This window comes from Streptomyces sp. 2114.4 (assembly GCF_900187385.1).
GTDB lineage: Bacteria > Actinomycetota > Actinomycetes > Streptomycetales > Streptomycetaceae > Streptomyces > Streptomyces mooreae.
The window spans coordinates 6,858,029-6,880,827 of sequence record NZ_FYEY01000001.1 but is presented as its reverse complement, the minus strand read 5'-3'; the positions used below and the strand labels follow the sequence as shown (position 1 = coordinate 6,880,827).

The 22,799-nt window shown below is 72.0% G+C and carries 19 protein-coding genes and 1 tRNA gene; 13 read left to right on the top strand and 7 right to left on the bottom strand.

Features of this window, described 5'->3' with window-relative positions:
- The first annotated feature begins 40 nt into the window (after positions 1 to 40).
- Both rocD and CFW40_RS30390 read left to right on the top strand, forming a co-directional pair.
- On the top strand, positions 41 to 1,288 hold the full coding sequence (rocD, locus tag CFW40_RS30395) for an ornithine--oxo-acid transaminase (RefSeq protein WP_088800991.1): 1,248 nt from the start codon (positions 41 to 43) through the stop codon (positions 1,286 to 1,288).
- Positions 1,289 to 1,588: 300 nt separating this feature from the next.
- A complete protein-coding gene (locus tag CFW40_RS30390) occupies positions 1,589 to 1,804 on the top strand; it encodes a hypothetical protein (RefSeq protein WP_088800990.1) in 216 nt (71 codons plus the stop codon).
- Positions 1,805 to 2,125: 321 nt separating this feature from the next.
- On the opposite strand, the gene CFW40_RS30385 is transcribed toward CFW40_RS30390, so the two are convergent.
- The 4 genes from CFW40_RS30385 to CFW40_RS30370 form a co-directional block, all read right to left on the bottom strand.
- Positions 2,126 to 2,212 (bottom strand) — tRNA-Leu (locus tag CFW40_RS30385).
- Positions 2,213 to 2,473: 261 nt separating this feature from the next.
- The gene (locus CFW40_RS30380; protein ID WP_176956336.1) at positions 2,474 to 4,069 is read right to left on the bottom strand and encodes an aldehyde dehydrogenase family protein; all 1,596 of its coding nucleotides are present in this window, start codon (positions 4,067 to 4,069) and stop codon (positions 2,474 to 2,476) included.
- A 371-nt stretch (positions 4,070 to 4,440) separates the two neighbouring features.
- Positions 4,441 to 4,818 carry a chorismate mutase gene (locus CFW40_RS30375; protein ID WP_088800989.1) on the bottom strand — a complete coding sequence of 126 codons (378 nt, stop codon included), beginning with the start codon at positions 4,816 to 4,818 and terminating at the stop codon, positions 4,441 to 4,443.
- A gap of 81 nt (positions 4,819 to 4,899) precedes the next feature.
- Positions 4,900 to 5,154 carry a hypothetical protein gene (locus CFW40_RS30370; RefSeq protein ID WP_088800988.1) on the bottom strand — a complete coding sequence of 85 codons (255 nt, stop codon included), beginning with the start codon at positions 5,152 to 5,154 and terminating at the stop codon, positions 4,900 to 4,902.
- A gap of 352 nt (positions 5,155 to 5,506) precedes the next feature.
- On the opposite strand from CFW40_RS30370, the gene CFW40_RS30365 reads away from it, so the two are divergent.
- From CFW40_RS30365 to fdhD, 3 genes are all read left to right on the top strand, one after another.
- Positions 5,507 to 6,067, top strand: coding sequence for a cysteine hydrolase family protein (locus CFW40_RS30365; RefSeq protein ID WP_088800987.1), 561 nt, complete (start codon positions 5,507 to 5,509; stop codon positions 6,065 to 6,067).
- Positions 6,068 to 6,443: 376 nt separating this feature from the next.
- Positions 6,444 to 7,760 carry an FAD-dependent monooxygenase gene (locus CFW40_RS30360; protein ID WP_088800986.1) on the top strand — a complete coding sequence of 439 codons (1,317 nt, stop codon included), beginning with the start codon at positions 6,444 to 6,446 and terminating at the stop codon, positions 7,758 to 7,760.
- A 295-nt stretch (positions 7,761 to 8,055) separates the two neighbouring features.
- Positions 8,056 to 8,946: a formate dehydrogenase accessory sulfurtransferase FdhD gene (gene fdhD, locus CFW40_RS30355; RefSeq protein WP_088800985.1), complete on the top strand. Its 891-nt coding sequence runs from the start codon at positions 8,056 to 8,058 to the stop codon at positions 8,944 to 8,946.
- Positions 8,947 to 9,052: 106 nt separating this feature from the next.
- Here the strand turns inward: fdhD and CFW40_RS30350 are convergent, their stop codons facing one another.
- Positions 9,053 to 9,496 (bottom strand): MarR family winged helix-turn-helix transcriptional regulator, encoded by a 444-nt coding sequence (locus CFW40_RS30350; RefSeq protein ID WP_088800984.1) that lies wholly within the window; start codon positions 9,494 to 9,496, stop codon positions 9,053 to 9,055.
- Positions 9,497 to 9,678: 182 nt separating this feature from the next.
- On the opposite strand from CFW40_RS30350, the gene CFW40_RS30345 reads away from it, so the two are divergent.
- From CFW40_RS30345 to CFW40_RS30320, 5 genes are all read left to right on the top strand, one after another.
- Positions 9,679 to 10,620 carry a zinc-binding dehydrogenase gene (locus tag CFW40_RS30345; RefSeq protein ID WP_088800983.1) on the top strand — a complete coding sequence of 314 codons (942 nt, stop codon included), beginning with the start codon at positions 9,679 to 9,681 and terminating at the stop codon, positions 10,618 to 10,620.
- 295 nt (positions 10,621 to 10,915) lie between these two features.
- Positions 10,916 to 12,889, top strand: coding sequence for an exo-alpha-sialidase (locus CFW40_RS30340; protein ID WP_176956337.1), 1,974 nt, complete (start codon positions 10,916 to 10,918; stop codon positions 12,887 to 12,889).
- 487 nt (positions 12,890 to 13,376) lie between these two features.
- Entirely contained in the window at positions 13,377 to 15,203 is a 1,827-nt protein-coding gene (locus CFW40_RS30330; protein WP_088800982.1) for a long-chain fatty acid--CoA ligase, read from the top strand.
- A gap of 282 nt (positions 15,204 to 15,485) precedes the next feature.
- On the top strand, positions 15,486 to 16,319 hold the full coding sequence (locus CFW40_RS30325; protein WP_088800981.1) for an aldo/keto reductase: 834 nt from the start codon (positions 15,486 to 15,488) through the stop codon (positions 16,317 to 16,319).
- 215 nt (positions 16,320 to 16,534) lie between these two features.
- Complete coding sequence (locus CFW40_RS30320; RefSeq protein ID WP_088800980.1) at positions 16,535 to 17,326, top strand: VOC family protein; 792 nt, start codon at positions 16,535 to 16,537, stop codon at positions 17,324 to 17,326.
- Positions 17,327 to 17,343: 17 nt separating this feature from the next.
- Here CFW40_RS30320 and CFW40_RS30315 read toward each other — a convergent pair whose 3' ends face one another.
- Entirely contained in the window at positions 17,344 to 18,252 is a 909-nt protein-coding gene (locus CFW40_RS30315; protein ID WP_088800979.1) for a trans-aconitate 2-methyltransferase, read from the bottom strand.
- A 114-nt stretch (positions 18,253 to 18,366) separates the two neighbouring features.
- Between CFW40_RS30315 and CFW40_RS30310 the strand changes: the two genes are divergently transcribed.
- The 3 genes from CFW40_RS30310 (at position 18,367) to CFW40_RS30300 (ending at position 22,145) form a co-directional block, all read left to right on the top strand.
- Positions 18,367 to 19,494, top strand: a complete 1,128-nt coding sequence (locus CFW40_RS30310) for a DUF1266 domain-containing protein (RefSeq protein WP_088802456.1) — start codon at positions 18,367 to 18,369, stop codon at positions 19,492 to 19,494.
- Between the two features lie 145 nt (positions 19,495 to 19,639).
- Positions 19,640 to 21,019, top strand: coding sequence for a deoxyribodipyrimidine photo-lyase (locus tag CFW40_RS30305; RefSeq protein WP_088800978.1), 1,380 nt, complete (start codon positions 19,640 to 19,642; stop codon positions 21,017 to 21,019).
- 181 nt (positions 21,020 to 21,200) lie between these two features.
- A complete protein-coding gene (locus CFW40_RS30300; protein WP_088802455.1) occupies positions 21,201 to 22,145 on the top strand; it encodes a YihY/virulence factor BrkB family protein in 945 nt (314 codons plus the stop codon).
- 143 nt (positions 22,146 to 22,288) lie between these two features.
- On the opposite strand, the gene CFW40_RS30295 is transcribed toward CFW40_RS30300, so the two are convergent.
- Positions 22,289 to 22,600, bottom strand: a complete 312-nt coding sequence (locus CFW40_RS30295; RefSeq protein ID WP_088800977.1) for a 4a-hydroxytetrahydrobiopterin dehydratase — start codon at positions 22,598 to 22,600, stop codon at positions 22,289 to 22,291.
- Between the last annotated feature and the right edge of the window lie 199 nt (positions 22,601 to 22,799).

Genomic DNA, 22,799 nt, shown 5'->3' with positions numbered 1-22,799 from the left:
CCCTCTGCACCTCCGCACCTCCGCACCCAAGGACCACCTCATGACCACCACCGAAGCGCACGGCATGCCCCGCCCCGGCTCCACCACCCGGCACCACGTATCGCTGGCCGAGACGGCCACCGCCCACAACTACGCCCCCCTGCCCGTGGTGCTGGCCTCCGGCCAGGGCGCCTGGGTCACCGATGTCGAAGGCCGCCGCTACCTCGACTGCCTGGCCGGGTACTCCGCCCTCAACTTCGGCCACGCCCACCCCCGGCTGACGGCCGCGGCCCAGGAACAGCTGGCCCGCCTCACCCTGACCAGCCGGGCCTTCCACAACGACCGTCTCGGCCCGTTCTGCCGCGACCTCGCCGACCTCGCCGGCATGGACCGCGTGCTGCCGATGAACACCGGCGCCGAGGCCGTCGAGAGCGCGATCAAGGTCGCCCGCAAATGGGGCTACGAACGCAAGGGCGTGGCCCCGGACCGCGCCACCGTCATCGTCGCCGACGGCAACTTCCACGGGCGCACCACCACGATCGTGAGCTTCTCCACCGACCCCGTCGCCCGCGACGGCTTCGGCCCCTTCACCCCCGGCTTCCGCAGCGTCCCCTACGGTGACAGCGCGGCGCTGGAAGCGGCGGTCGACGAGAACACCGTGGCCGTGCTCCTCGAACCCATCCAGGGCGAAGCCGGCGTGGTCCTCCCCCCGCCGGGCTACCTCCAGGCCGTGCGGGACGTCTGCACCCGCGAGAACATGCTGTTCCTCGCGGACGAGATCCAGTCCGGACTGGGCCGCACCGGCACCACCTTCGCCTGCGACGCCGAGGGCGTCACCCCCGACGTCTATATCCTCGGCAAGGCCCTCGGCGGCGGCATCGTGCCCGTCTCCGCCGTGGTCTCCCGCCACGATGTCCTCGACGTCATCCGCCCCGGCAACCACGGCTCCACCTTCGGCGGCAACCCGCTCGCCGCCGCCGTCGGGCATGCCGTGGTGGAGCTGCTGCGCAGCGGTGAATACCAGGCCCGTGCGGCCACATTGGGCGAACGGCTGCGCAACCGGCTGGAGGATCTGACCGGCCGCGGCGTCCTCGCGGTCAGGTCCCGCGGCCTATGGGCCGGCATCGACTGCGACCCCACACTCACCACCGGCCGCGAGACCTGCCTCCGTCTCCTGAACCGCGGCGTGCTCGCCAAGGACACCCACGGCTCCACCATCCGACTCGCCCCACCCCTCATCATCGAGCCCGACCAACTGGACTGGATGTGCGACCAGCTCGGCGAAGTCCTGGCCCAGGCCGGCGGCTGAGATTCGGTGGGCGGGGGCGGGCGGTGTGGTGTCCGCCGCAGCGGAGGGCACCTTCCCCCGCCGGCTTGATGTGCCGGACCGCTTCGCTCTCTGCGCGACGAACGCGGCCTCCCCATAGGCCATAAAAAATCGATTCATCGATAGATCGCTGCCATTGCCCTGCTGGAAGCGCGAAGGGTCAGGCCTTAATCTGGCTCGTGGCAGGACAGGGCCCCCAGAAGGGCCGAAGAAATGCGGCCACTCACCAGCTCGGGAGGCATTCGGACCGACCCGGGCTGACACATCCGGGGGGAGTGCGTAGTGACGCACACCGGCTCTCCACACAGCGCCAGCTCCAAGACGTTGGTCGTCGCGCTGATCATCGCCATCGGATTTGCGACCGGTTGCCTGGTCACGACAGCCTTCATGGCTAGTGGGTCAGGCTTGAAGGACAGCTTCTGGGCAGGCGGGATCGCCTTCGTAGCCTTTACGACACTGCTTCTGCTGGCAGCCAAGGCAGCGGGATACGTCGACTGACGAGAGGGCCCCGGAGTAATCCGGGGCCCTCGCCGTTCGGTCATGCACTCCTGTTCGCCCTTCTCAGGACGGAGGAAGAGGCCGGGGGAGAGGCCCCCGTAGAGGTATCCGCCGATGTCCGCCACCACTCGCCGAGCTACACAATGGCCCGGTACGGCCAGTCTCGTAAGGACGGAGCACGCCGGCTGGCAGCCTCCGGTGCGGGCTGACTCGGCCTGTCGCCCCTGGTCTGACCTGGGGATTCGCTAGGCCGTTGACCCGATGGCGGGTCACGCCACTGCCCAGAAATGCAGAAAACCCCTGATCAACAGGGGTCTTAGCTGGTGTCCGAGGGGGACTTGAACCCCCACGCCCGATAAAGGGCACTAGCACCTCAAGCTAGCGCGTCTGCCATTCCGCCACCCGGACTAGGTGTGATCTTCGCGGGGCGTTCCCCGCGGCGACATGGACAACAATACCAAGGTTTCGGAGTGCCTTTCACCTGCGTATCCGCCCGCCACATAACCTCGATTTATGGGCAATGGGGGACATGTCGTGCATATCGGTGGTCCCGCTGGCCACGGCGCAGCGCCCGCCGCTGCGGCGGGCGCTGCAGTACACGGTGTCCGATGGGTCCTGTGGCCGCACGGCCTTACGGCGGTGCGGCCGTACCGCCCTGCCGCCCTGCAGCTACGGCATCAGGTGGTAGTCCGGGAAATTGCCCGGCAGCCGTTCGGACGCGGGGCCCTCGGTCACTGCGCGGACCAGGAGTTCGCCGCCGACGAAGGCGCCGCTCCAGGAGTTGCCGAAGCCGCCGAAGAGCTCGTCGCGGTCGCCGCGGGACCGGGGCTTGCCGTGGCCGACCTTGAAGGCCCGGATCTGTGGGGCGAGACGGTCGTAGGTGTCCTTGTCGTCACAGGACAGGCTGGCGACCAGGGCGCCGTTGCTGGCGTTCATGGCGGCGAGGAGTTCGGCCTCGGTGTCGACGAGTACGAGGGTGTCGACGGGACCGAAGGGCTCGGCGTGGTGGAGCGGTGAGGAGGAGGGCGGGGCCAGGAGGGTGGTGGGCGGGAGGTACGCCGAGGTGTCCTGGGAGGGGAGGAAGTGCCCCTCGGCGAGGCTGCCGCGGTGCAGGGGAACGGCGCCCCGGGAGATCGCCTCGGTGGTGAGGTCGGCGAGCTCCTTGGCCTTGGCGGCGTTGATCAGCGGGCCGAAGTCGAGCTCGGGAAGGGGGTCGGCGGGGTCGGCGACGGCCAGGGGGTGGCCGAAGCGGACGCTGCGTACGGCCGGGAGGTACGCGGCGAGGAAGTCGGCGAAGGCCTCGCGCTGGACGACGAAGCGGGGGTAGGCGGTGCAACGCTGCTTGGCGTAGTCGTAGGTCTTGCGCACCAGGGGGGTCAGGGACTGCCAGTCGGTGTAGTTCCAGATGCCCCAGGTGTTCAAGCCCTCCTGTTCGAGGATATGGCGTTTGCCCAGGTCGGCGACGGCAGTGGCGACGCGGGCGCCGGTGTCCCGGCCGCCGACGAAGGAGACACAGCCGATCTCCGGCGAGCGGACGAGGGCGGGCGAGAGTTCCTTGCCGCTGCCGCTGACGAGGGTGGCCGGGACCCCCTCGCGGGCGGCCAGGGCGCAGGCGAGGGTGAGGCAGACCAGCCCGCCGTCGGTGGGGGTCTTGGCGATCACCGCATTGCCGGCCAGCGCCTGGACGAGCATCGCGTGGATCAGCACCGACATCGGGTAGTTCCAGCTGGCGATGTTGCTGACCGGGCCGGGCAGCGGCGTGCGGTCGACGAGCATCCGGTCGATCTCACGGACGTACCAGCGGACGCCGTCGATGGCGCGGTCGACATCGGCCTGCGCGAGCTTCCAGGGCTTGCCGATCTCCCAGACGAGCAGCAGCGCGAGCAGTTCGCGGTGCTCGGTCAGCGCGTCGAGGGTGGCGGAGATCCGGGCCTTGCGTTCGGTCAACGGGACGTGGCGCCAGGCCCGGTGCTGGTCGAGGCAGGCGCGTACGGCGTGCAGCGCGGCGTCCGCGTCGAGGCGGGGCGGGCCGGCGATGGGGGTGTTGTCGATGGGGCTGGTGGCGGGCAGCGGATCACCGTCCGGGTGCCAGGCGGCGGCCCAGAGGTTGAGGGCCTGGTCGTCGCGGAAGGCTTCGGGGGCGGCGGCCAGGCTGCGCTGCCAGGCGTCCTGCCAGGACGTTCCGGGCTTGAGGAGCAGCGTCGGGGCGGGCGCGGGGTGCTCGTTCCGCTGCGGGTTCGAGGTGGATTCGGTGCTGGGGGCCATCGGATGTCTCCGCTCTCGGTGCACGGCCGGAGGGGCAGGGTCATGGCGCTCGGGCGGCTCCCGGAGGAACCGTGTTACTGGACGGTAGTGGGCAGGGTGGCACCGCGGGACGGTCCGGCGTCAGGTATGGCGAGTGTCACCCGGCGCGGGCGACGGGGCCAGCGGGGTGAGGCGACCGCGTGGCCCTGGCCGGCGGCAGGGGCCTCCCGCGGGCCGCGGGCGCTGCGGGCGGCCTGCCCAACACGGCGTGGTGGGCGCACAGTTCCGGCCACCGTTCGCTGGGGCGGTGCGAGACCGGCCCGGTGTATGCGAGGAGGGTGGGCGGTGGCCTCGCGGCACCGCCCACCCTCGTCGGTTTCGTGTGTACGGGCTCAGCCGGCCGCGGGCTCGGCCGGCTCCCCCGTCCCCTCCTGCGTACGGTCGGCGATCGCCCGGTGGTGGCGTACGACCTCCCCGATGATGAAGTTGAGGAACTTCTCGGCGAATGCCGGATCGAGCTTGGCGTCCTCGGCCAGTCGGCGCAGCCGCTCGATCTGCGCGGCTTCGCGGGCCGGGTCGGCGGGCGGCAGGCTGTGCCGGGCCTTGAGCTCGCCGACCTGCTGGGTGCACTTGAAGCGCTCGGCGAGCAGATGCACCAGGGCGGCGTCGAGGTTGTCGATGCTGCCGCGCAGATAGCTCAGCCGTTCACGGGCCGCCTCGTCGGCGACGACGGCCGCTTCGCCGGCCGCCGGTGCTGTCCCCTCGCTCATGTGCGTCTCGCCATTCGTGATCGGTCGGGTACCTGGTGCGGTGTCGTGCTGCTGATCTCTGATGTCTTGATCGGGTGCACATTACCCGGCCGGTGGCCGGCGGCCGGGCCGGTCTCGCGGATCGGACCGGAGGTAACGCGTTCCGGCCGGTGTGGCCGGCGAGGTGTGGAAGGTGAGGCGCCGATCGTCGTCGGCGGGACGCACGGGCCCGGGGTTTCGTCGGGGTACGGCCCGGGCGGCCGGCGGGTCGGTCTTCCTGGCCGCGCGGGCGAGACGGTAGTGGTCGGCCTCGCGCAGCAGTTCCCGGTGACGCAGCTGATGGATCTCGATGTTCATCCTCGCTCCTCCTCGCACCGGACACGTCAACCGGCCCACCGATGCTGTGGCTTCTCCCAGGGGCAAGGTCAACGAGCGGCCGCGTCCCGTCGCGGGAGGGGCCTCGATCGGGCGCTCTCGAGGGCGTGTTGGGGCTGCCTCATTGGCCGATATGATCCGCCGTTATCCGCCGTTATCCGCCGTTCCCGCCGCTGACCTGGGGTTTCATGGAACTTTCGGCACGGAACTACGGAACTACGGTCAGGCCTTGCAGTTGCCCACCGCGGCTCGACCGGCCGCACCCCGAGACTTGTTCCTGTCCCCCGCGCTTCCCCGAAGCCCCCGTGCTCCCCGTGAAGAAAGGACCGCAAGCATGCCGAACAGCGCCCTCCTGGTGATGGACGTCCAACGGGACATCGTGAATATCGTCGACGACGGCTCCGGATATCTGCCGCGCCTGCGCAAGGCGATCGACGGTGCCCGAGCGGCGGACATCCCCGTGATCTACGTGGTCGTCGCGTTGCGCCCGGGCCGGCCGGACGTCAGCCCGCGGAACAAGGTGCTCACCTCCGCCGTGCGAGAAGGCCTGTTCACCGAGGGCAGCCCCGGCACCGGGATCCACCCCGACGTCACGCCCCGGCACGGCGAGATCGTGGTCACCAAGAGGCGGGGGAGCGCGTTCTCGGGCAGCGATCTCGACCTGGTACTCAGGACTCGCGGTATCGACAGCCTTGTTCTCACCGGCATCGCCACCAGCGGTGTAGTGCTGCACACCCTGTGCCAAGCCAACGACTTGGACTTCGGCCTCACCGTCCTGGGGGATGCCTGCCTCGACAGCGACCCCGAGGTGCACCGGGTCCTCACCGGGAAACTGTTCCCGCAGTGGGCGGATGTCGTCACCGTCGAGGACTGGTGCGAAGCCCTCGCCCCGTAAGAGACCCGCCGAGCGAGGGACCCGTTCGCCGAAGCGGTGACCGAGCGGTTCCCCGCGTCAGCGGACGCCCGGTGGCGGGATCCCCCACAGAACCCGCCACCGGGCCGCTTTTCATGGGGCGCGGCGCTCGGCCGGCCCCGGGTCCGCGGCGCTGCCGGGTCCCGATTCAGGCACATACCCAGGTCACCGCCCGGCCACCCCTCCTACACGAGACTTCAGGGGGCTTGAGAGGGAGGGGACGAACGGGCGGCGGCGCAGGGGCGGTGCAGGGGGCGGTTTCGGCGCGCCGGGACGGACGCGCGCTGCGAAGATGTGCCCGGTCACACCAGGCAGCCGACCGACCATCGGCGCCGGACAACGCAGGGGGTATCCGCGTATGAGCAGGGACCGCATCAGGATCGCCGGGGCCGACGTCGCCGTCGTGGGCGGCAGCATCGCCGGTTGTGCCACGGCACTGGCCGCGCACCGGGCCGGCGCCGGCCGGGTCACCGTGTACGAACGCACCGCCGGCCGCCTCGCGGACCGCGGTGTCGGCCTCGCGGTGCACAACGCCCGGTATGCCGAGCTCGCCGCCGCCGGGTATCTGGACACCGCCATGGCGTGGGTCCAGCTGGCCACCCGTCGCTGGTACGTGCGCGACGGCGCCGGGCCGCTCGGCCGTGAGATCGGCGCGCTGCCCTTCCCGTTCCGCTCGTACTGCTGGGGTCCGCTCTGGCAGGAGTTACGGCGGCGGCTGCCGGAGGACACCGTCTTCCGGTCAGGGGTACGGGTGGACGCGGTCAGCGACACGGCGGACGGCGCCGGAGTCCATCTCGGCGGCGGCGAAGGAAGCAGAGCAGGCGAGGGCGGTGCCGGCAGCGGCGGGCGGCGCGGCGCCGACGGCAGCAGCCGCCGTACGGAGCGCTTCGACCTGGTCATCGGCGCGGACGGCTACCGTTCGGTGGTCCGCGAGACCGCGTTCCCCGGCGTGCGGCCCGGTTATGCCGGCTACCTCGCCTGGCGTGGCGCGGTGCCGGCCGACCGGCTGACGGAACTCCGCTTCCCCGGCCTGCCGGCCGACCCCTGGGCGGAAGAGGACTGCACCTACGGCGTCTTCCCCGGCGGCCACGTCATCATCTACCGCATCCCGGACGGCCAAGGGGGTAAGCGCGCGAACTGGGTCCTGTACACCGCCCCGCCGGCCGGCCTCGACCTGGGGCTCGACACCCCCACCAGCCTGCCGCCCGGCACCCTGACCGACGCCCTGTACGCCCATTTCACCTACGTCACGGACGAGTTGCTGCCGCCCTACTGGGGTGGGCTGATGCGACTGACGCCGCGTCAAGAGGTCTTCATCCAGCCGATGTACGACTTCACCGCGGCGCGCTACACCGCAGGACGGCTGCTGCTCGCGGGCGATGCGGCCACTGTCGCCCGCCCGCACACCGGCGCCGGTGCGGTCAAGGCGCTGCAGGACGCCGCCGCCCTGGAGACCGCGCTGCGCGCCGTACCGGAACGGCCCGACGCGCTCGCGGCATACGGGGCCAAGCGCGGCGCGACCGGCCGGTCGGTGGTCGAGCTGGGGCGCCGGCTGGGGCGGACCCTGGTCCAGGCCACCCCGGACTGGCGGACCTTGGACCAAGCCGGTCTGGAGGCCGCCTGGGCCGCGGCCGACGGCTCGGGCGCATTCGGCGGGCGTGAGCTGAAGAGCTGACGCGCCCGTCCGGGCACCACGCACCACGTACCGCCGACTGACCGGCCGGCCGGGCCTGTGGTGCGTGGTGCCGACTCCGGCCGCCGCCCCGCGCTTCCGTGCAGGAGAATGGGAACGTCGAGGTCCCCTTGCCGCACATGGCTCCGGTGGCCACGGCGGCAACCACTGCACCGGGCAGCGCCGCACGGCACCGAGCAGTGCCGAGCAACATCAAGCTGCACCAAGGGCCGCTTCGGCTCTCCATACAGACACCATCGGCGCCGCTCCGGCCCGGTGAGGACGGGACTGATCAGACATGGGACGGGTCACCGAGCGACGCCGCGTCATCCGCATCCGCGACGGTGCCGTGAGCACCCGTCCGGACACCCTCGTCGCCGAGGAACCGCTGGAGATACGGCTCGGTGGCAAGCCGCTCGCGATCACGATGCGCACACCGGGAGACGACTTCGCGCTCGCCGCCGGATTCCTCGTCAGCGAGGGCGTGCTGGCGAGCGCCGACGAGCTGGCGAACATCGTCTACTGCGCGGGGGCGACGGCGGACGGGGAGAACACCTACAACGTCGTGGACGTCCGGCTCGCGGACGGGGTCCCGGTCCCGGAGATCACCCTGGAGCGCAACGTCTATACGACGTCGTCGTGCGGGCTGTGCGGCAAGGCCAGCCTGGACGCGGTGCGCACCACCACGCGCTGGCCCCTGGCCCCCTCCCCCGCCGCCTCGGACGGTATCGACCCGATCCATATCGACCCGCTCCGTATCGACCCGGCGACCCTCGCCGCCCTCCCCGACCGGCTGCGGGCCGCTCAGCGGGTGTTCGAGCGGACCGGGGGCCTGCACGCCGCGGCGCTGTTCACGACGGACGGTGAGCTGCTCGACATCCGGGAGGACGTGGGGCGGCACAACGCCGTCGACAAGATCGTGGGGCGGGCGCTGCAGCAGGGGCAGCTGCCGCTGTCGTCGAGTGTGCTGATGGTTTCCGGCCGGGCGTCGTTCGAGCTGGCACAGAAGGCCGTGATGGCGGGCATTCCGGTGCTGGCCGCGGTCTCGGCGCCCTCCTCGCTCGCCGTCGATCTGGCCACCGAAACCGGGCTGACCCTGGTCGGGTTTCTGCGCGGCTCCTCCATGAACGTCTACGCGGGTGAGCACCGCATCGCCCTGCCCTCGGGGGCCGCCACACCTGCGGAGTGAGGGCGCGGGCCCGCCACACCGGCACCGCGGCGTACGGGCCGCCACACCGGGCGGGCCGAGGGGCGAGGCGCCCCCGAGGTGCCCCTCGCGCCCCCGGCCTCATGGCTCACTCCCCCGGCAGCGCGATCCGGGTCAGCAGGGCGACCAACTGCTCTCGTTCGGCCGGGGTCAGATCCTCGGTCAACTCCGCGTTGGCCTCGTCACCGAGCTGCCGGGTGCGCAGCAGCCGCCGTCGGCCGTCGGCGGAGATCTCGATGGCGTTCTTGCGCCGGTCCCGGGGATCGGGGCTGCGGGTCACCAGCCCGTCCCGCTGCAGCTCGTTGACGATCGCGACCATGTCCTTGGGGTCGATATGCAGCGTCCGGCCGAGCTCCGCCTGCGAGACCGGACCGATTTCCTCGACCGCCGACAGGACGGCGTGGTGCATCATCCGCATGCCCTCGCCGGCCAGGGCCTCGGCGACGAGGCGGTGGCCGCGGGCGGCGGCGCGGCCCAGCAGCCAGCTGGGGAGCGCGCGGATGTGGCGGGGGGCGTAGGGGGTGTCGGCCATGGGACCACCGTACCGAGCATTCCCTTGGCGGACCCAATGAAAAACTATTGGTGGAACCCATGATTTCGGGATATCGTTGGGGAACCCCATGAAACCGCCGGTGCGCGCCGACCGGCGACCGGCAGCTGTCCGGCTGCCGGTCCGCCCCGCGCGCCGAGCGACGATCCCGGAGGTGTCCGACCATGCGCCGTGTCCGATTCCATACCTACGGCGGCCCCGAGGTCCTGCGGGTCGAGGAGGCCGAGGCGCCGGTGCCCGGCCCCGGTGAACTGCTGGTGCGCACGGAGGCGATCGGCGTCACGCTGCCGTGCGTACGACGGGTGCGCGGGGACGGCAAGGGCAGCGGCGATCCGCTGCCCGCCATGCCCGGCGGCGAGATCGCCGGTTCGGTCGTGGCCGTCGGCCCGGACGTCACAGGATTCGCCCCCGGCGACCGCGTCACCTCACTCACCCTCACCGGTTCCTACACCGAACTCGCCCTCGCGCCCGCCTTCCTGGCGAGCCGGATACCGGACGACGCGGACGCCGTGCAGGCGGTGGCGCTGGTGCGCAGCGGCCAGGTCGCGCTCGCCGCGCTCAGCACCGCGGCACCGCAGGGCGCCGAGTCCGTACTGATCACCGGCGCGGCGAGCGGCACCGGACACCTCGCCGTCCAACTGGCCAAGCTCCAGGGGGTGCCACGGGTGGTGGCCGCGGTCGGCTCGTCCGCCAAGGCGGAGTTCCTGTACGGGCTGGGGGCCGACGAGGTGGTGGTCTACGACCAGGAGTCCTGGGGCGAGCCGGTCGATATCGTCCTGGACGGCGTCGGCGGCGAGCTGCTGCCGCGCGCACTGGCCGCGCTGACTCCCGGTGGCCGGCTGATCTTCTTCAACTCCGGCGGCGGGACGGTCCCGGCGCACGAGCTGCTGGCGGGCGCCAAGACCATCACGGGGCTGACGATGCGCCGCTTCTCCACCGTCCACCGGGAGCTGTACGAGCAGCACCGGGCGCGGCTGTGGGAACTTGCCGGATCCGGCCGGCTGCGGGCCGCGGTCCATGCCGAACTGCCCCTGGAAGAGGCCGCGAAGGCACACGAGATCATCGAGGCCAGGGCCAACCTCGGGAAGGTGGTACTGCGTCCGTGAGGCGCGGCGGGCACGGCAGACGCGGCCGGCTCGACGGGTGCGGCGGGCGCGGCGGGCGCGACGCGGCATCTGCGGAACACCGGGCACACGCGGCCCTCGCACCGCGCCGGGCGCACCCGGCGCGGTCTGCGGGCCGGGAGAGTGAATCAGGAGAGTGAATTACGGCCGCGGCGCGGAGAACCCGCGCACGCTCCTTGTCGCGGTCCGCACGCGGCAGTAGCTTCCGTCGCGATGCACATAGGACGTGGGATGTCCTGATGACCCGACGCCGATGCCTCGAAGGGCAGGCCGGACCATGACGTCAGTTCTCCGCGCACACCCCAGCCCCCGCCGCAGACCCCGGCGCCGCGCCGTGGCCCTGCTCACCGCGCTGACCGCCACCGCCCTCGCCCTCCTCCCGACCGCCCCCGCACACGCCATGCCTGACAGGGCATCGGACAGCGCCCGTGCCACCGCCGCGGCGCCCTCCCCCACCGGCGGCTTCGAGCAGCAGATCCTCTTCAAAGCGTCCCAGGAACAGGGCTACTTCTGCTTCCGTATACCGGCCGTCGTGAAGTCCGTGCGCGGCACCCTCCTCGCGTTCGCCGAGGGCCGGCGGCACGACTGCGGTGACGCGGGCGATATCGACCTCGTCCTCAAGCGCTCCACCGACGGCGGCCGCACCTGGGGGCCGCTCCAGGTGATCAACCACGGCAACGGCGACACCCACGGCAACCCGGCGCCCATCGTGGACCGCCGCACCGGCCGGATCGTGCTCGCCGAGACCTACAACAAGGGCCGCACCGACGGCCTCAGCTGCGAGGTCCCCTGCGACCGCACCCCGCACCTCCAGTACAGCGACGACGAAGGCGCCACCTGGTCCGCGCCCCGGGACCTGACCGCCGCCGTCCGTCCCCCGCAGTGGAATTCGTGGTACGCCACCGGGCCCCTGCACGGCATCCAGCTCACCCGGGGACGGCACGCGGGCCGTCTGGTGTTCGGCATCAACTCCGAGAGCTACGCGGACAACCGGGTCACCGCCAACCACGCCGCGCTCGTCCACAGCGACGACGGCGGCGCCACCTGGAAGGTCGGCGCGCTGGACACCTGGCCCGTCGCCGCTGACGGCACATTCCGTCAAAAGCCTTCGGAGATGGCGCTCCTGGAACGCTCCGACGGCTCGGTCTACGTCAACGGGCGGGAACAGGACGGCACCGACCTGGGCCACCGCACCGCTGCGGTCAGCCGTGACGGCGGCAACTCCTTCGCCGCCCCGTTCCGTGCCCTGCCCGACCTCTACACCCCGATGGTGCAGGGTTCGGCGCTCCGGCTGCCGCACCCGCGCGCCGGCCGCAGCCGCACCCTGTTCGCGGCGCCCGCCGACCCCGACCGGCGCCGGACCATGACCATCCGCTCCTCCTGGGACGAGGGCCGCACCTGGGAGGGCGTCGACCGGGGCGCCCGGGTGACCACCGACTGGTCCGGCTACTCGGACCTGGTCGCCGTCTCCGACGACGTCACCGGCCTGATGTACGAGGGCGGCGCGGTCGACGCCCGGGACGAGATCCGCTTCGCCCGCTTCACCGAGGACTGGCTCGGTCCGCGCCGCGGCCCGGATCCCACGACGGGTGACGCCGCCCCGGGCGCCCGCCCGGCCTTCGTCCTGGGCGGCGCCCGGACCACCGGCGGCCGCTTCGGTCAGGCGCTGGCCTTCGACGGCGCCGACGACGCGGTACGCCTCCCCTACCGCAGCTCCCTCCCGCTCGGCACCCACGACTTCACCTGCAGCCTGTGGCTCCGCTATGACGCCACCGCCGGCGAACAGCCGCTGTGGTGGATGGGCGGGGTGGGCAGCAAGTCCCCGCAGGTCGCGGTGGAGGGCGACCCCGGCCACGCCCGGATCATCGCCCGCGTCACCGCCGTCGACGGCCCCGCCCCGGCCGCCACCGCCCAGGCCGTGACCCACGACGCGTACAACGACGGGAACTGGCACCATCTGGCCCTGCGCCGCACGGGCGGCCGGCTGCTGCTCACCGTGGACGGCGGGGAGACCACCGTCGTCCCCGATGTCCCGGGGTCGGTCAGCCGCGGCTCGGTCTTCGGCGTGCACCTGGGTCAGCGGCCCGACAGTCGCGCCCAGTTCACCGGTGCGCTGGACGAGGTACGGGTCTACCGGCGGGCCCTGACCGACGCCGAACTGTCTCGCGTACGCAGTGCCAACGCCCCGGTGGGCGGTCCGCTGGTCCTGGGACTGCCACTGGACGGGGTGCGCGGGGGTGCGAAGCGCTGAGCCGCGCCGCCCGGCAATGCACCAGCGGAACGCTCGACGGGCTGATCGTCGCAACCCGGGACGTTCAGGGTGTTATGGCACATACGAGGGGCGTGATCACGCCAAGCCGGTCCGGATTCAGCCACGCGCCGGACTACCGGAACTCGGCGGAGTGGAGTTCGTTCTCCTGAGGCACGGGAGGGGCCCGCCGCCCGGCCCCCGACCCCCGCCCCTCGGCCCGCAGGGCAAGCCCTGGCCAGGGCTCTGTGCCAGGCGTTCGCCCGATCCGGTACCAGGTGCAGAGATTTGGTGCAGATATGGTCCCGGCGTCGTGATCGTCCGGCGTTGAACCGGCTGGCTCATGTCCAGGCTTCTCCGAAGTAACCCGATTTCGACGGTTGGCCAGATCCCATGCCGCCGGATTCACCACGTGGTACGGCCCTGCCGGATGCGGTCACGTTGGGGTACGGTCGCGGCCTTGTGAGCAACACCACGAGGAGCTGGGTCATTGCGCGAGTTCACCGTCCCGCCTTTGGCGACCGCGCCCCGGGTCGGCGGGCTGGCGGACGTTGTCTACGAGTACGCCGAGGCCGACCCCGAGCGTGTCGCCTTCGCCCGTAAGGACGACGCGGGCAACTGGCAGAACGTCACCGCCGGAACATTCCGGGACGAGGTCATCGCACTGGCCAAGGGCCTGCTGGCGCAGGGCGTCCGGTTCGGCGACCGTGTCGGCATCATGTCGCGTACGCGCTATGAGTGGACCCTGTTCGACTTCGCGCTGTGGTCGATCGGCGTCCAGTCCGTACCGCTGTATCCGACGTCGTCGGCGGAGCAGGTCTTCTGGATGCTGCACAACGCGGGCGTCTCGGCCTGCCTGGTCGAGCACGAGGACCATGCGATGACCATCGGCTCGGTCATCGACCGGCTTCCCCATCTGCGCAAGCTGTGGCAGCTGGACGCCGACCCGGTGGCCGAACTGACCGCGGCGGGTGCGCATATCGACGACGACGTCGTGCACCGCCACCGGATGGCCGTCACCCCGGACGCCACCGCGACGATCATCTACACCTCCGGCACCACCGGCCGCCCCAAGGGCTGCGTGATCACCCACGCCAACTTCATGGCCGAGGCCGACAACATCGTGCTGCGCCACGAGACCGTCTTCACCTCCAAGGGCGACGACGAGGCCGCCACCCTGCTGTTCCTGCCGCTGGCGCATGTCTTCGGGCGGATGGTCCAGGTCGCCGCGGTGCGTGGCCGGGTCAAGCTGGGCCACCAGCCCGAGCTGGCGGCCCGTGCGCTCCTGCCGGACCTGCAGACGTTCCGGCCGACCTTCATCCTGGCGGTGCCCTACATCTTCGAGAAGGTCTTCGCCGCGGCCCGGCGCAAGGCGGAGGCGGACGGCAAGGCCGGACCGTTCGACAAGGCCGTCGAGATCGCCGTCCGCTATGCCGAGGCCCAGGAGCACAAGGCCTTCGGCACCGGGCCGGGGCCCAGCGCCGCGCTGCGGATGCAGCATCAGTTCTTCGACAAGGTGGTCTACAGCAAGGTCCGGGCGGCGATGGGCGGCCGGGTGCGGCATGCGATGTCGGGCGGCTCCGCGATGGAGCGCCGGCTCGGACTGTTCTTCGACGGCGCCGGCGTGCGGATCTTCGAGGGCTACGGCCTGACGGAGAGCACCGCGGCCGCCACCGCCAACCCGCCCGAGCGGACCCGCTTCGGCACCGTCGGCACCCCGGTCCCCGGTACCACCGTGCACATCGCGGAGGACGGCGAGATCTGGCTGTACGGCGGGCAGATCTTCCACGGCTACCACAACGACCCCAAGGCGACCGATGCCGTGCTGCACGACGGCTGGTTCTCCACGGGTGACCTGGGCGCGCTGGACGAGGACGGCTATCTGACGATCACCGGCCGCAAGAAGGAAATCCTGGTCACCTCCGGCGGCAAGACGGTCTCACCGGTGGGCCTGGAGGAGCGGGTGCGGGCGCATCCGCTGGTCGCCCAGTGCATCGTCGTGGGCAACGACCGGCCGTTCATCGCGGCCCTGGTGACCCTGGACCCGGAGGCGGTCGCGCACTGGCTGGCCATGCGGGAGAAGCCGGAGATGCCGCCGACCGACCTGGTGCGCGACCCGGATCTGGAGACCGAGATCCGGCGCGCCGTGGTCGCCGCCAACACACTGGTCTCGCAGGCCGAGTCGATCCGTACGTTCCGGATACTGGCCAACCAGTTCAGCGAGGAGCACGGGCTGCTGACCCCGTCGCTGAAGCTCAAGCGCAAGGCGATCGAGACGACGTACCAGGTCGAGGTGGACGCGCTGTACCAGGCGTGAGGGGCCCGTCCCTCGGGGCTTCCCGGGGGCGCCCCGGCTGGTGATGTGCTCCCCCACCAGCGCGTTCACTCTCGGCGAACCCGCTGCCGCGACCACCGCGGCATGCCCCCGTACCACCGGCCACGACCGGCGTGGGGCGCCGCCGGCCGGTCCCGCTCACGGCGCCTTCGCATGAATACTCCGCCCTCCGCCCGCATCCCGTCGGCCCGTGCGGGAATGCGCGACCACGGATGGTCGTTGACCTCCGTGAACGAGAAAAACGACGTAAGGATCGATTCCCCCGTGAGCAAGGTTCCCGCCATCACGCTCAACAACGGCGTAGCGATGCCGCAGCTGGGCTTCGGCGTCTGGCAGGTCGAGGACGACCAGGCGTTCACCGCCGTCGGCCAGGCCCTGGAGGCCGGATACCGCAGCATCGACACCGCGGCGATCTACGGCAACGAAGAGGGCACGGGCAAGGCGCTCGCCGCTTCCGGAATCGCCCGTGACGAACTGTTCGTCACGACCAAGCTCTGGAACGCCGACCAGGGCCACGACTCCACGCTGCGCGCCTTCGACGCCTCCCTCACCAAGCTCGGCCTGGAGTATGTGGATCTCTACCTGATCCACTGGCCGCTCCCGTCGAAGGACCGCTACGTCGAGACGTACCAGGCCCTGGAGAAGATTCAGGCGGAGGGCCGCGCCAAGGCCATCGGTGTCTCGAACTTCCGGCCCGAGCACCTGGAGCGGCTGCTGGGCGAGACCTCCGTCGTCCCGGCCGTCAACCAGATCGAGCTGCACCCGCAGTTCCCGCAGGCCGAGTCCCGCGCCTTCCACGCCCGGCACAACATCGTGACCGAGGCCTGGTCGCCGCTCGGCCAGGGCAAGGGCCTCCTGGAGGACCCGACGCTCGCCACGCTCGCCGCCAAGCACGGCAAGACGCCCGCACAGGTGGTCCTGCGCTGGCACCTCCAGCTCGGCAATGTCGTCATCCCGAAGTCCGTCACCCCTTCGCGCATCGCGGAGAACATCGACGTCTTCGACTTCGAGCTGGACGACGAGGACCTTGCCGCCCTCGCCGGCCTGGACACCGGAAAGCGGATCGGCCCGGACCCGGCCACCTTCGACGTGGCCTGACCGCCGCTCGGTAACGGCGCTCCACAGCGGCGCCGCCCGGCTCGTCCGGGCGGCGCCGTTGCCGTACCCGAGTGGCGGGCCCGGCGGACGGCAGGAAGTGTGGTGGGTGAGCGTGGGGCGGACCCGGCGCATGCCGACCGGGGCCGGTACCCCTCGCTTTGCCCTGCGCCTCCCCCGTGCCCTGGCAGGGGAGGTGCCCCCAGCGAGGAGGCACGATGCCTGAAGTCACCTCTCCCTACCAGCCCGGAACGCCCTGCTGGATCGATCTCGCGGCCCCTGACCAGCAAGCCGCCATCGACTTCTACTCCGAGGTCTTCGGGTGGGCCGGAGAGATCGGGCCCGCGGAGACCGGGGGCTATGCCGTCTGCACGCTGAACGGCAAGCCGGTGGCCGGAATCATGGCCGCCGTCCCGATGGGCGGCCAGCCCGCGCCGCCGACCGTGTGGACCACCTACCTGTCGGCCGCCGACGCGGACGCCACCTCCGAAGCGGTGAGCCAGGCCGGCGGCACGCTCCTGATGCCGGTCACGGACGTGATGACGCTCGGCCGGATGTGTATCGCGGCCGAGCCCACCGGAGCGGTGTTCGGCATCTGGCAGCCCATGGACTTCCCCGGCGCCGGCATCGTCAACGAACCGGGCGCACTCATCTGGAACGAGCTCAACACCACCGACCCGTCCGCCGCCGCCACGTTCTACAAGGCGGCCCTCGGAATCGACAGCGCCCCCATGGAGGGCGCCGAGAACTACTACGCCCTTACGGTGAAGGACCGGCCGGTCGGCGGAATGCAGCCGATGTCCGAACAGATGCCGTCCGGCACTCCCTCGCACTGGCTGGTGTACTTCGCGGTGACGGACACCGATGGCACGGTCGACAAGATCACCGCGGCCGGCGGTGCGGCGCTGCAGCAGCCCTTCGACATGGTCGCCGGCCGGATGGCCGTGGTGGCCGATCCGCAGGGCGCGACATTCGCCGTGATCAGCCCGAAGCCGATGCATCAAGGCTGAGGGACCGCCCACCGCTCCTACTGCGCGCGGGCCGTGTGGACGGTCTGCGCGGACAGCAGGAAGGCGTCGGGGCGGCGGACGATACCGACGGCGTCATCGGGGTCGGCGAGACGGGCGAGGGTGGTGCGGTCGCCCTCGTCCAGGCGGTCGCCGTACAGGTCGAGCCCCTGGGTCAGGTGGTCCCGGAGGTAGGCGCGCGCATCCTCGGTCAGTGGGGCCGGCAGGTCCAGCAGGAAACTGCGGGTGCGCGGGGTGCGCAGGCCGGCGTCGGCGAGGAAGGCGGGCCAGTCCTCGGTGTCGTCGACGGCGCCGGGCAGCGCCGCGCGCATCTCCACGAACCAATCCTCGCAGGCCGCGTCGAGCCGGGACTGCAGCCCCGGGCGCCCGATGCCGATGTCGCGCGGCAGGAAGCGCGGGGGGAGGCCGCCCTCGGAGACCGCGAGCAGCCCGCCGGGCCGCAGATGAGCACCGAGGGCGGCGACCGCGGCACGCTGGTCACCGACGTGGTGCAGGGTCCTGGCGGACCAGATGAGGTCGGCGCCACCGAGGGCGTCGAGCCCGTCCGGGAGTTCGGCGAGATGGGTGCGGACCCGGTCGCCGAGGCCGAGGCGCCCGGCCCGGGCGTGTGCCCGCTCCAGAAGTGCCGCGCTCGCGTCCACGGCGACCACTTCGGCGGCGGGGAAGGCATGCGCCAGCAGACAGCTGACGACGCCCGGCCCGCTGCCGACGTCGAGCACCCGGTCCACCCCCTGGTCGGCGACCACGGCCGTCCCGGCGAGGAGCTGCCGCAGCCAGGCGGCGGCCTGCTCGTAGAGCGGCAGGTGCAGCTCGGCGCCCCGTTCGAGGAGCGGGCCGAACACCTCCCAGTCGATCTGCGCCGTGTCGTGGGGGCCGTGCCCGGGTGCGGGCCGTTCGTCGTTGCTCATGACATCGAGCCTCCGTTACCGGTCGTGCGAATCCACGTTGCCGCTCCGGCAGCCCCGGATTCCGGCGGAGCAGGGCGCGACCGTAGGGTCTGGCCCGTGGCTACTCCGGGATGGATACCGCCGACGGATACCGAGCGGCGGCTGTACGAAGCGACGGTGCGTGGTGACTGGGACGGTCAGATCGCGGCGATCGCCGGTGAGGATCTGTATCTGGCGGCACCGCAGCAGGGCCAGGACCCGCTGCCCGTCTACGACGACCCGGCGGCGGGTGGTAAGTGCATTCCCGTCCTGACCCGCGGCATGCTGCCGCCGTGGCAGCCGCAGCAGTTCTTCGACCGGGTTTCGCTGGAGGAACTGGCGCAGGACTGGCCGAACGACAAATGGCGGCTCGCGGTCAACCCCGGGACGCCGTGTGCCGCGTACCTGGCCGCCTCCCCGGCCCACCGGGCGGGCTGGCTGCAGCGGCGTGCTCAGGTCGGGGCCCGGCCCGGCGGCCTGCTCGTCACGCACTTCGGCGGTCCGCTGCACGGCCCGGTGGCACAGGGGCTGGCGTGCGGTGCGCCGCTCGCGGTGCACCACAGCGTGCCGTGGAACGAACTCGGTACGGCCTTCCTCGATCACGCCGCCGATGCACAGACGCTGCACGAACAGTGGTCGGTGACCGATCCCGCCGGTTGGCAGCAGCGCCTGGACCAGCTGCTCGGCGGACAGTTCGTACCGGCGGAGACGGAGACCGCGCTGCGGGCACGGGCCGGCGGACGCGGCGCCGGGGCCGGGGCCGGGACCGGCGGGGGCGCTGCGGACGAGGCGGACACGACGGACGCGAGCCGGACCGATGAGGCCGGGGCGGGCTCCCCGGACACCGCCGCCACGCCGGCCGTCCCCGAGCTCGTGACCAGGTACGAAGAGCGGTTCCGCGCCGACGGCCTGCTGCCGCCGGCGGACGGCCGGGTCCTGTCGCTCGTCGCGCTGGACCTCGCGCATGCCGTCGCTCTCGTCCGCTGGGGCCTGGGCGCCCGGCTGTGCGCACCGCAGCAGGCCGAACAGGCCGTAACGCAGGCCGGTGCGAAGGCCAGGGAGGTGTACGGCTCGTGGGAAGAGTTCGCCGCGGGCTATGCGCTGGGGCGGATGCTGGCGTTCGACAACGGCTGGTTCGGGCCGGAGTACGCGCAGGCCGTGCACCTGCACCGGGCCCTCACCCAGGACCCGGCCTCGCCGTGGCGCGGGCTGCCGTTCGCTTGACGGGATCGCGTCGCTCGGCCGGGAGCGCGTCGCTGGACGGGACCGGGCCGCTTGACGGGTCACGTCGCTTGACCGGAGTGCGTCGCTGGACGGGGCGCGCCCCGGCGGGCGGTCGCGCGGCGCGGGTTCGGTGTAGACGTAGGGCATGGATGTAGCCGTTTGCCTGTTCAGCTCCGACCTCCGGCTGCACGATCAGCCGGTGCTGCATGCCGCGCTGCGCTCGGCGGCGCGGGTGGTGCCGCTGTTCGTCGTCGATACGGGGGTCGCCGACGCGGGCTTCATGGTGCCCAACCGGGCGGCGTTCCTGGCCGGCGCGCTGACGGATCTCGATGCCGGGTTGCGCGGTTGCGGCGGTCGGCTGGTCATCCGTACGGGGGATGTGGTGGCCGAGGCCTGCCGGGTGGCGGCGGAGACCGGGGCCGGCGAGGTGCATCTCGCGGCCGGGGTGAGCGGCTATGCGCTGCGCAGGGAGCGGCGGTTGGCCGGCGATCTGGCGGCGGCGGGGCGGGCGCTGGTGGTGCACGACGCCGTCATCACGGCGCTGCCGCCCGCCGCGGTGCTGCCCTCCGGTCCGGACAAGGACCACTTCGCGGTCTTCACGCCGTACTTCCGGCGCTGGCAGGCCGCGGGGCTGCGGTCGGTGCTGCCCGCGCCGCGGTCCGTACGCGTCCCGGACGGGGCGCGGTCCGAGGACCTGCCGTCGGCGGCGGACCTGTGCCCGGGCGGGAAACCGTCGCCCGCGCTGCCGGAGGGCGGCGAGCGGGCGGGGCGCCGCCGGTTCGGGGCCTGGCAGCGCTCCGGCATGGCCGACTACCAGGACCGGCAGGACGACCTGCCGGGCGATGCCACGTCACGGCTCTCGCCGTATCTGCACTTCGGCTGCCTCTCGCCGGTGGAGCTGGTGCACAAGGCGTCGGCCCGCCCGGACGCCGGTGCCGAAGCGTTCGTACGGCAGCTGGCCTGGCGGGACTTCCACCATCAGGTGCTGGCGGCCCGCCCCGGCGCGGCGAGCGCCGACTATCGCACCAGGGGCGACCGCTGGCGGTACGACGACGCCGAGGTGACGGCGTGGAAGGAGGGCCGTACCGGCTATCCGGTGGTCGATGCGGGGATGCGGCAGCTGCTGCACGAGGGGTGGCTGCACAACCGGGCGCGGATGCTGGTGGCGAGCTTTCTGACCAAGACGCTGTATGTGGACTGGCGGGTGGGCGCGCGGCACTTCCTGGACTGGCTGGTGGACGGCGATATGGCGAACAACCAGCTCAACTGGCAGTGGGTGGCCGGGACCGGCACCGACACCCGCCCCAACCGGGTGCTGAATCCGCTGGCCCAGGCCGGCCGGTTCGACCCGCGGGGCGAGTACGTACGGCGCTGGGTGCCGGAGCTGGCCGGCCTCGCGGGCGCCGCGGTGCACCAGCCGTGGAAGCTGACCGGGCCGGAGCGCGCGGCGTACGACTATCCGGATCCCGTGGTGGACCTGGCGGACGGGCTGGCGCGGTTCAAGCGGGCACGCGGGCTGGAGTAGCCAGGGTGGCCTGGGGTGGCGGAGCCGGGCCGGGGTGGCGGAGCCGGGCCGGGGTGGCGGAGCCGGGCCGGAGCGGAGCGGCCGGGGCCCGCGGGCCGGGCCGTCGTGTCGTGCGCGGCATCCGTGCCGGGAGATGATGCAGGACGGATACGACGGATGCGACGGAGAGGACGGATACGACATGGCCGGGAGCGGTATGCGCCGCGGGCTGGACCGGACGCAGCTGGACCGCGCACTCGGGGCGGCGGGGCCGAGGCAGCCGGCCGCGCTGCCGACGTGGGCCCAGTTCCGTACCGCACTGCGCCGCACACCGTTGTCGGTGTGGCACGACGATGTGACGGACTGGGCCGCGAGCCTGACCTACTACTCGGTGCTGGCACTGCTGCCGACGCTGATCGTCACGGTGTCGCTGATCGGTCTCGCCGATCCGGCGGCCACCGAGCAGCTCATCAACCAGATCACGTCGATCGCACCGGCCCAGTCGGGCCCGACCGTGCACCGTGCGCTGGTCGGCATGGCGCATCAGCGCACCGCCGCCTGGGTGGTGCTGGGCGGCGCCCTGATCAGCGCCCTGTGGTCGTCGTGCAGCTATCTGGCCGTCTTCCGCCGCGCGCTGCACGCCATGAACCGCACCAAGGACGACCGTCCGCCGTGGCGCAAGGCACCGCGGATCCTGATGACGGCGCTGCTGCTGATGGCGCTGCTGATCAGCAGCGCGGTGGCCCTGCTGGTGAGCGGGCCGATCGCGACCGCACTGGGCCGGGCCATCGGGCTGGGCGAGGCGGGCGAGGCGACCTGGAACCTGCTGAAGTGGCCGCTGCTGCTGCTTCTGGCCACGGTGCTGGCGATGGTGCTGTTCCGTTCCGGCCCGCCCAGCTCCCGCGGCGTGCGCAGGGCGGTGCCCGGCGGCGTCGTCGCCGTGCTCCTCTGGCTGGTCTCCTCCGCCGGCTTCGCGGCCTACACCTCGTACGTCGGCACCTTCAACCGGCTCTACGGTTCGCTCGCGGGGCCGGTGGTGTTCCTGATCTGGCTGTGGTTCTCCCACCTGTCACTGCTGTCCGGCGCCCAGTTCAATGTGGAACTGGCGCGCGCGGGGCGCGTGGTCCGGCCGCGCGCGGGGAGCTGAGGGCGGGCCGGGACGGTGTGGGGCGGGCGGGGCGGCGGCGGGGGGCTCGGCCCGGCCACCACGGTGCAGCCGCACTCCGGGGGCGGTGTGCGCCCCCGGAGCGACAGACAGGACCAGCGGGCTCCACGGCCCGCGGCGACGGATCAGCGGGCTCCGTGCCCCGGAGCGATCGCCTCGATCCGGTGGGCCAGGCCGAAGTCGAGATGAGTGATCCGTCCGCCGATGCTGTGGGTGTTCACCGAGACCGCGAGTCGGTTGTACCCCAGCGTCAGCTCGGCGTGATGACCCAACTCCTCCTGGATCTGCGCGATATGGATGACCATGGCGGCAGCCGGGAAGTGCCCGTGGAAGGCGTAGCCACGGCACAGCATCCCGCCCTCGACGGACCAGCCGGGCAGCTCCGCGAGACGGTCCTCGATCTCCTTGAAGCTGAGCGGTTCCAGCTGAGCGGTCATGGCGTTCGCCTCTCCGCGTGTGCCGGCCACCGACGAGCCGGTCCCGATACGCACGAATACGAATGAATATGCACGGTTATGGTTACTCGGGCCGCCGCCGCCCACTGCCACGACGCCCGCGACCATTCCAGCGTGGCACGCCGACGACACTTTCGCGCACCCACGGCGCGCGCTCCTCCCGACACCCCACCCGCACCGG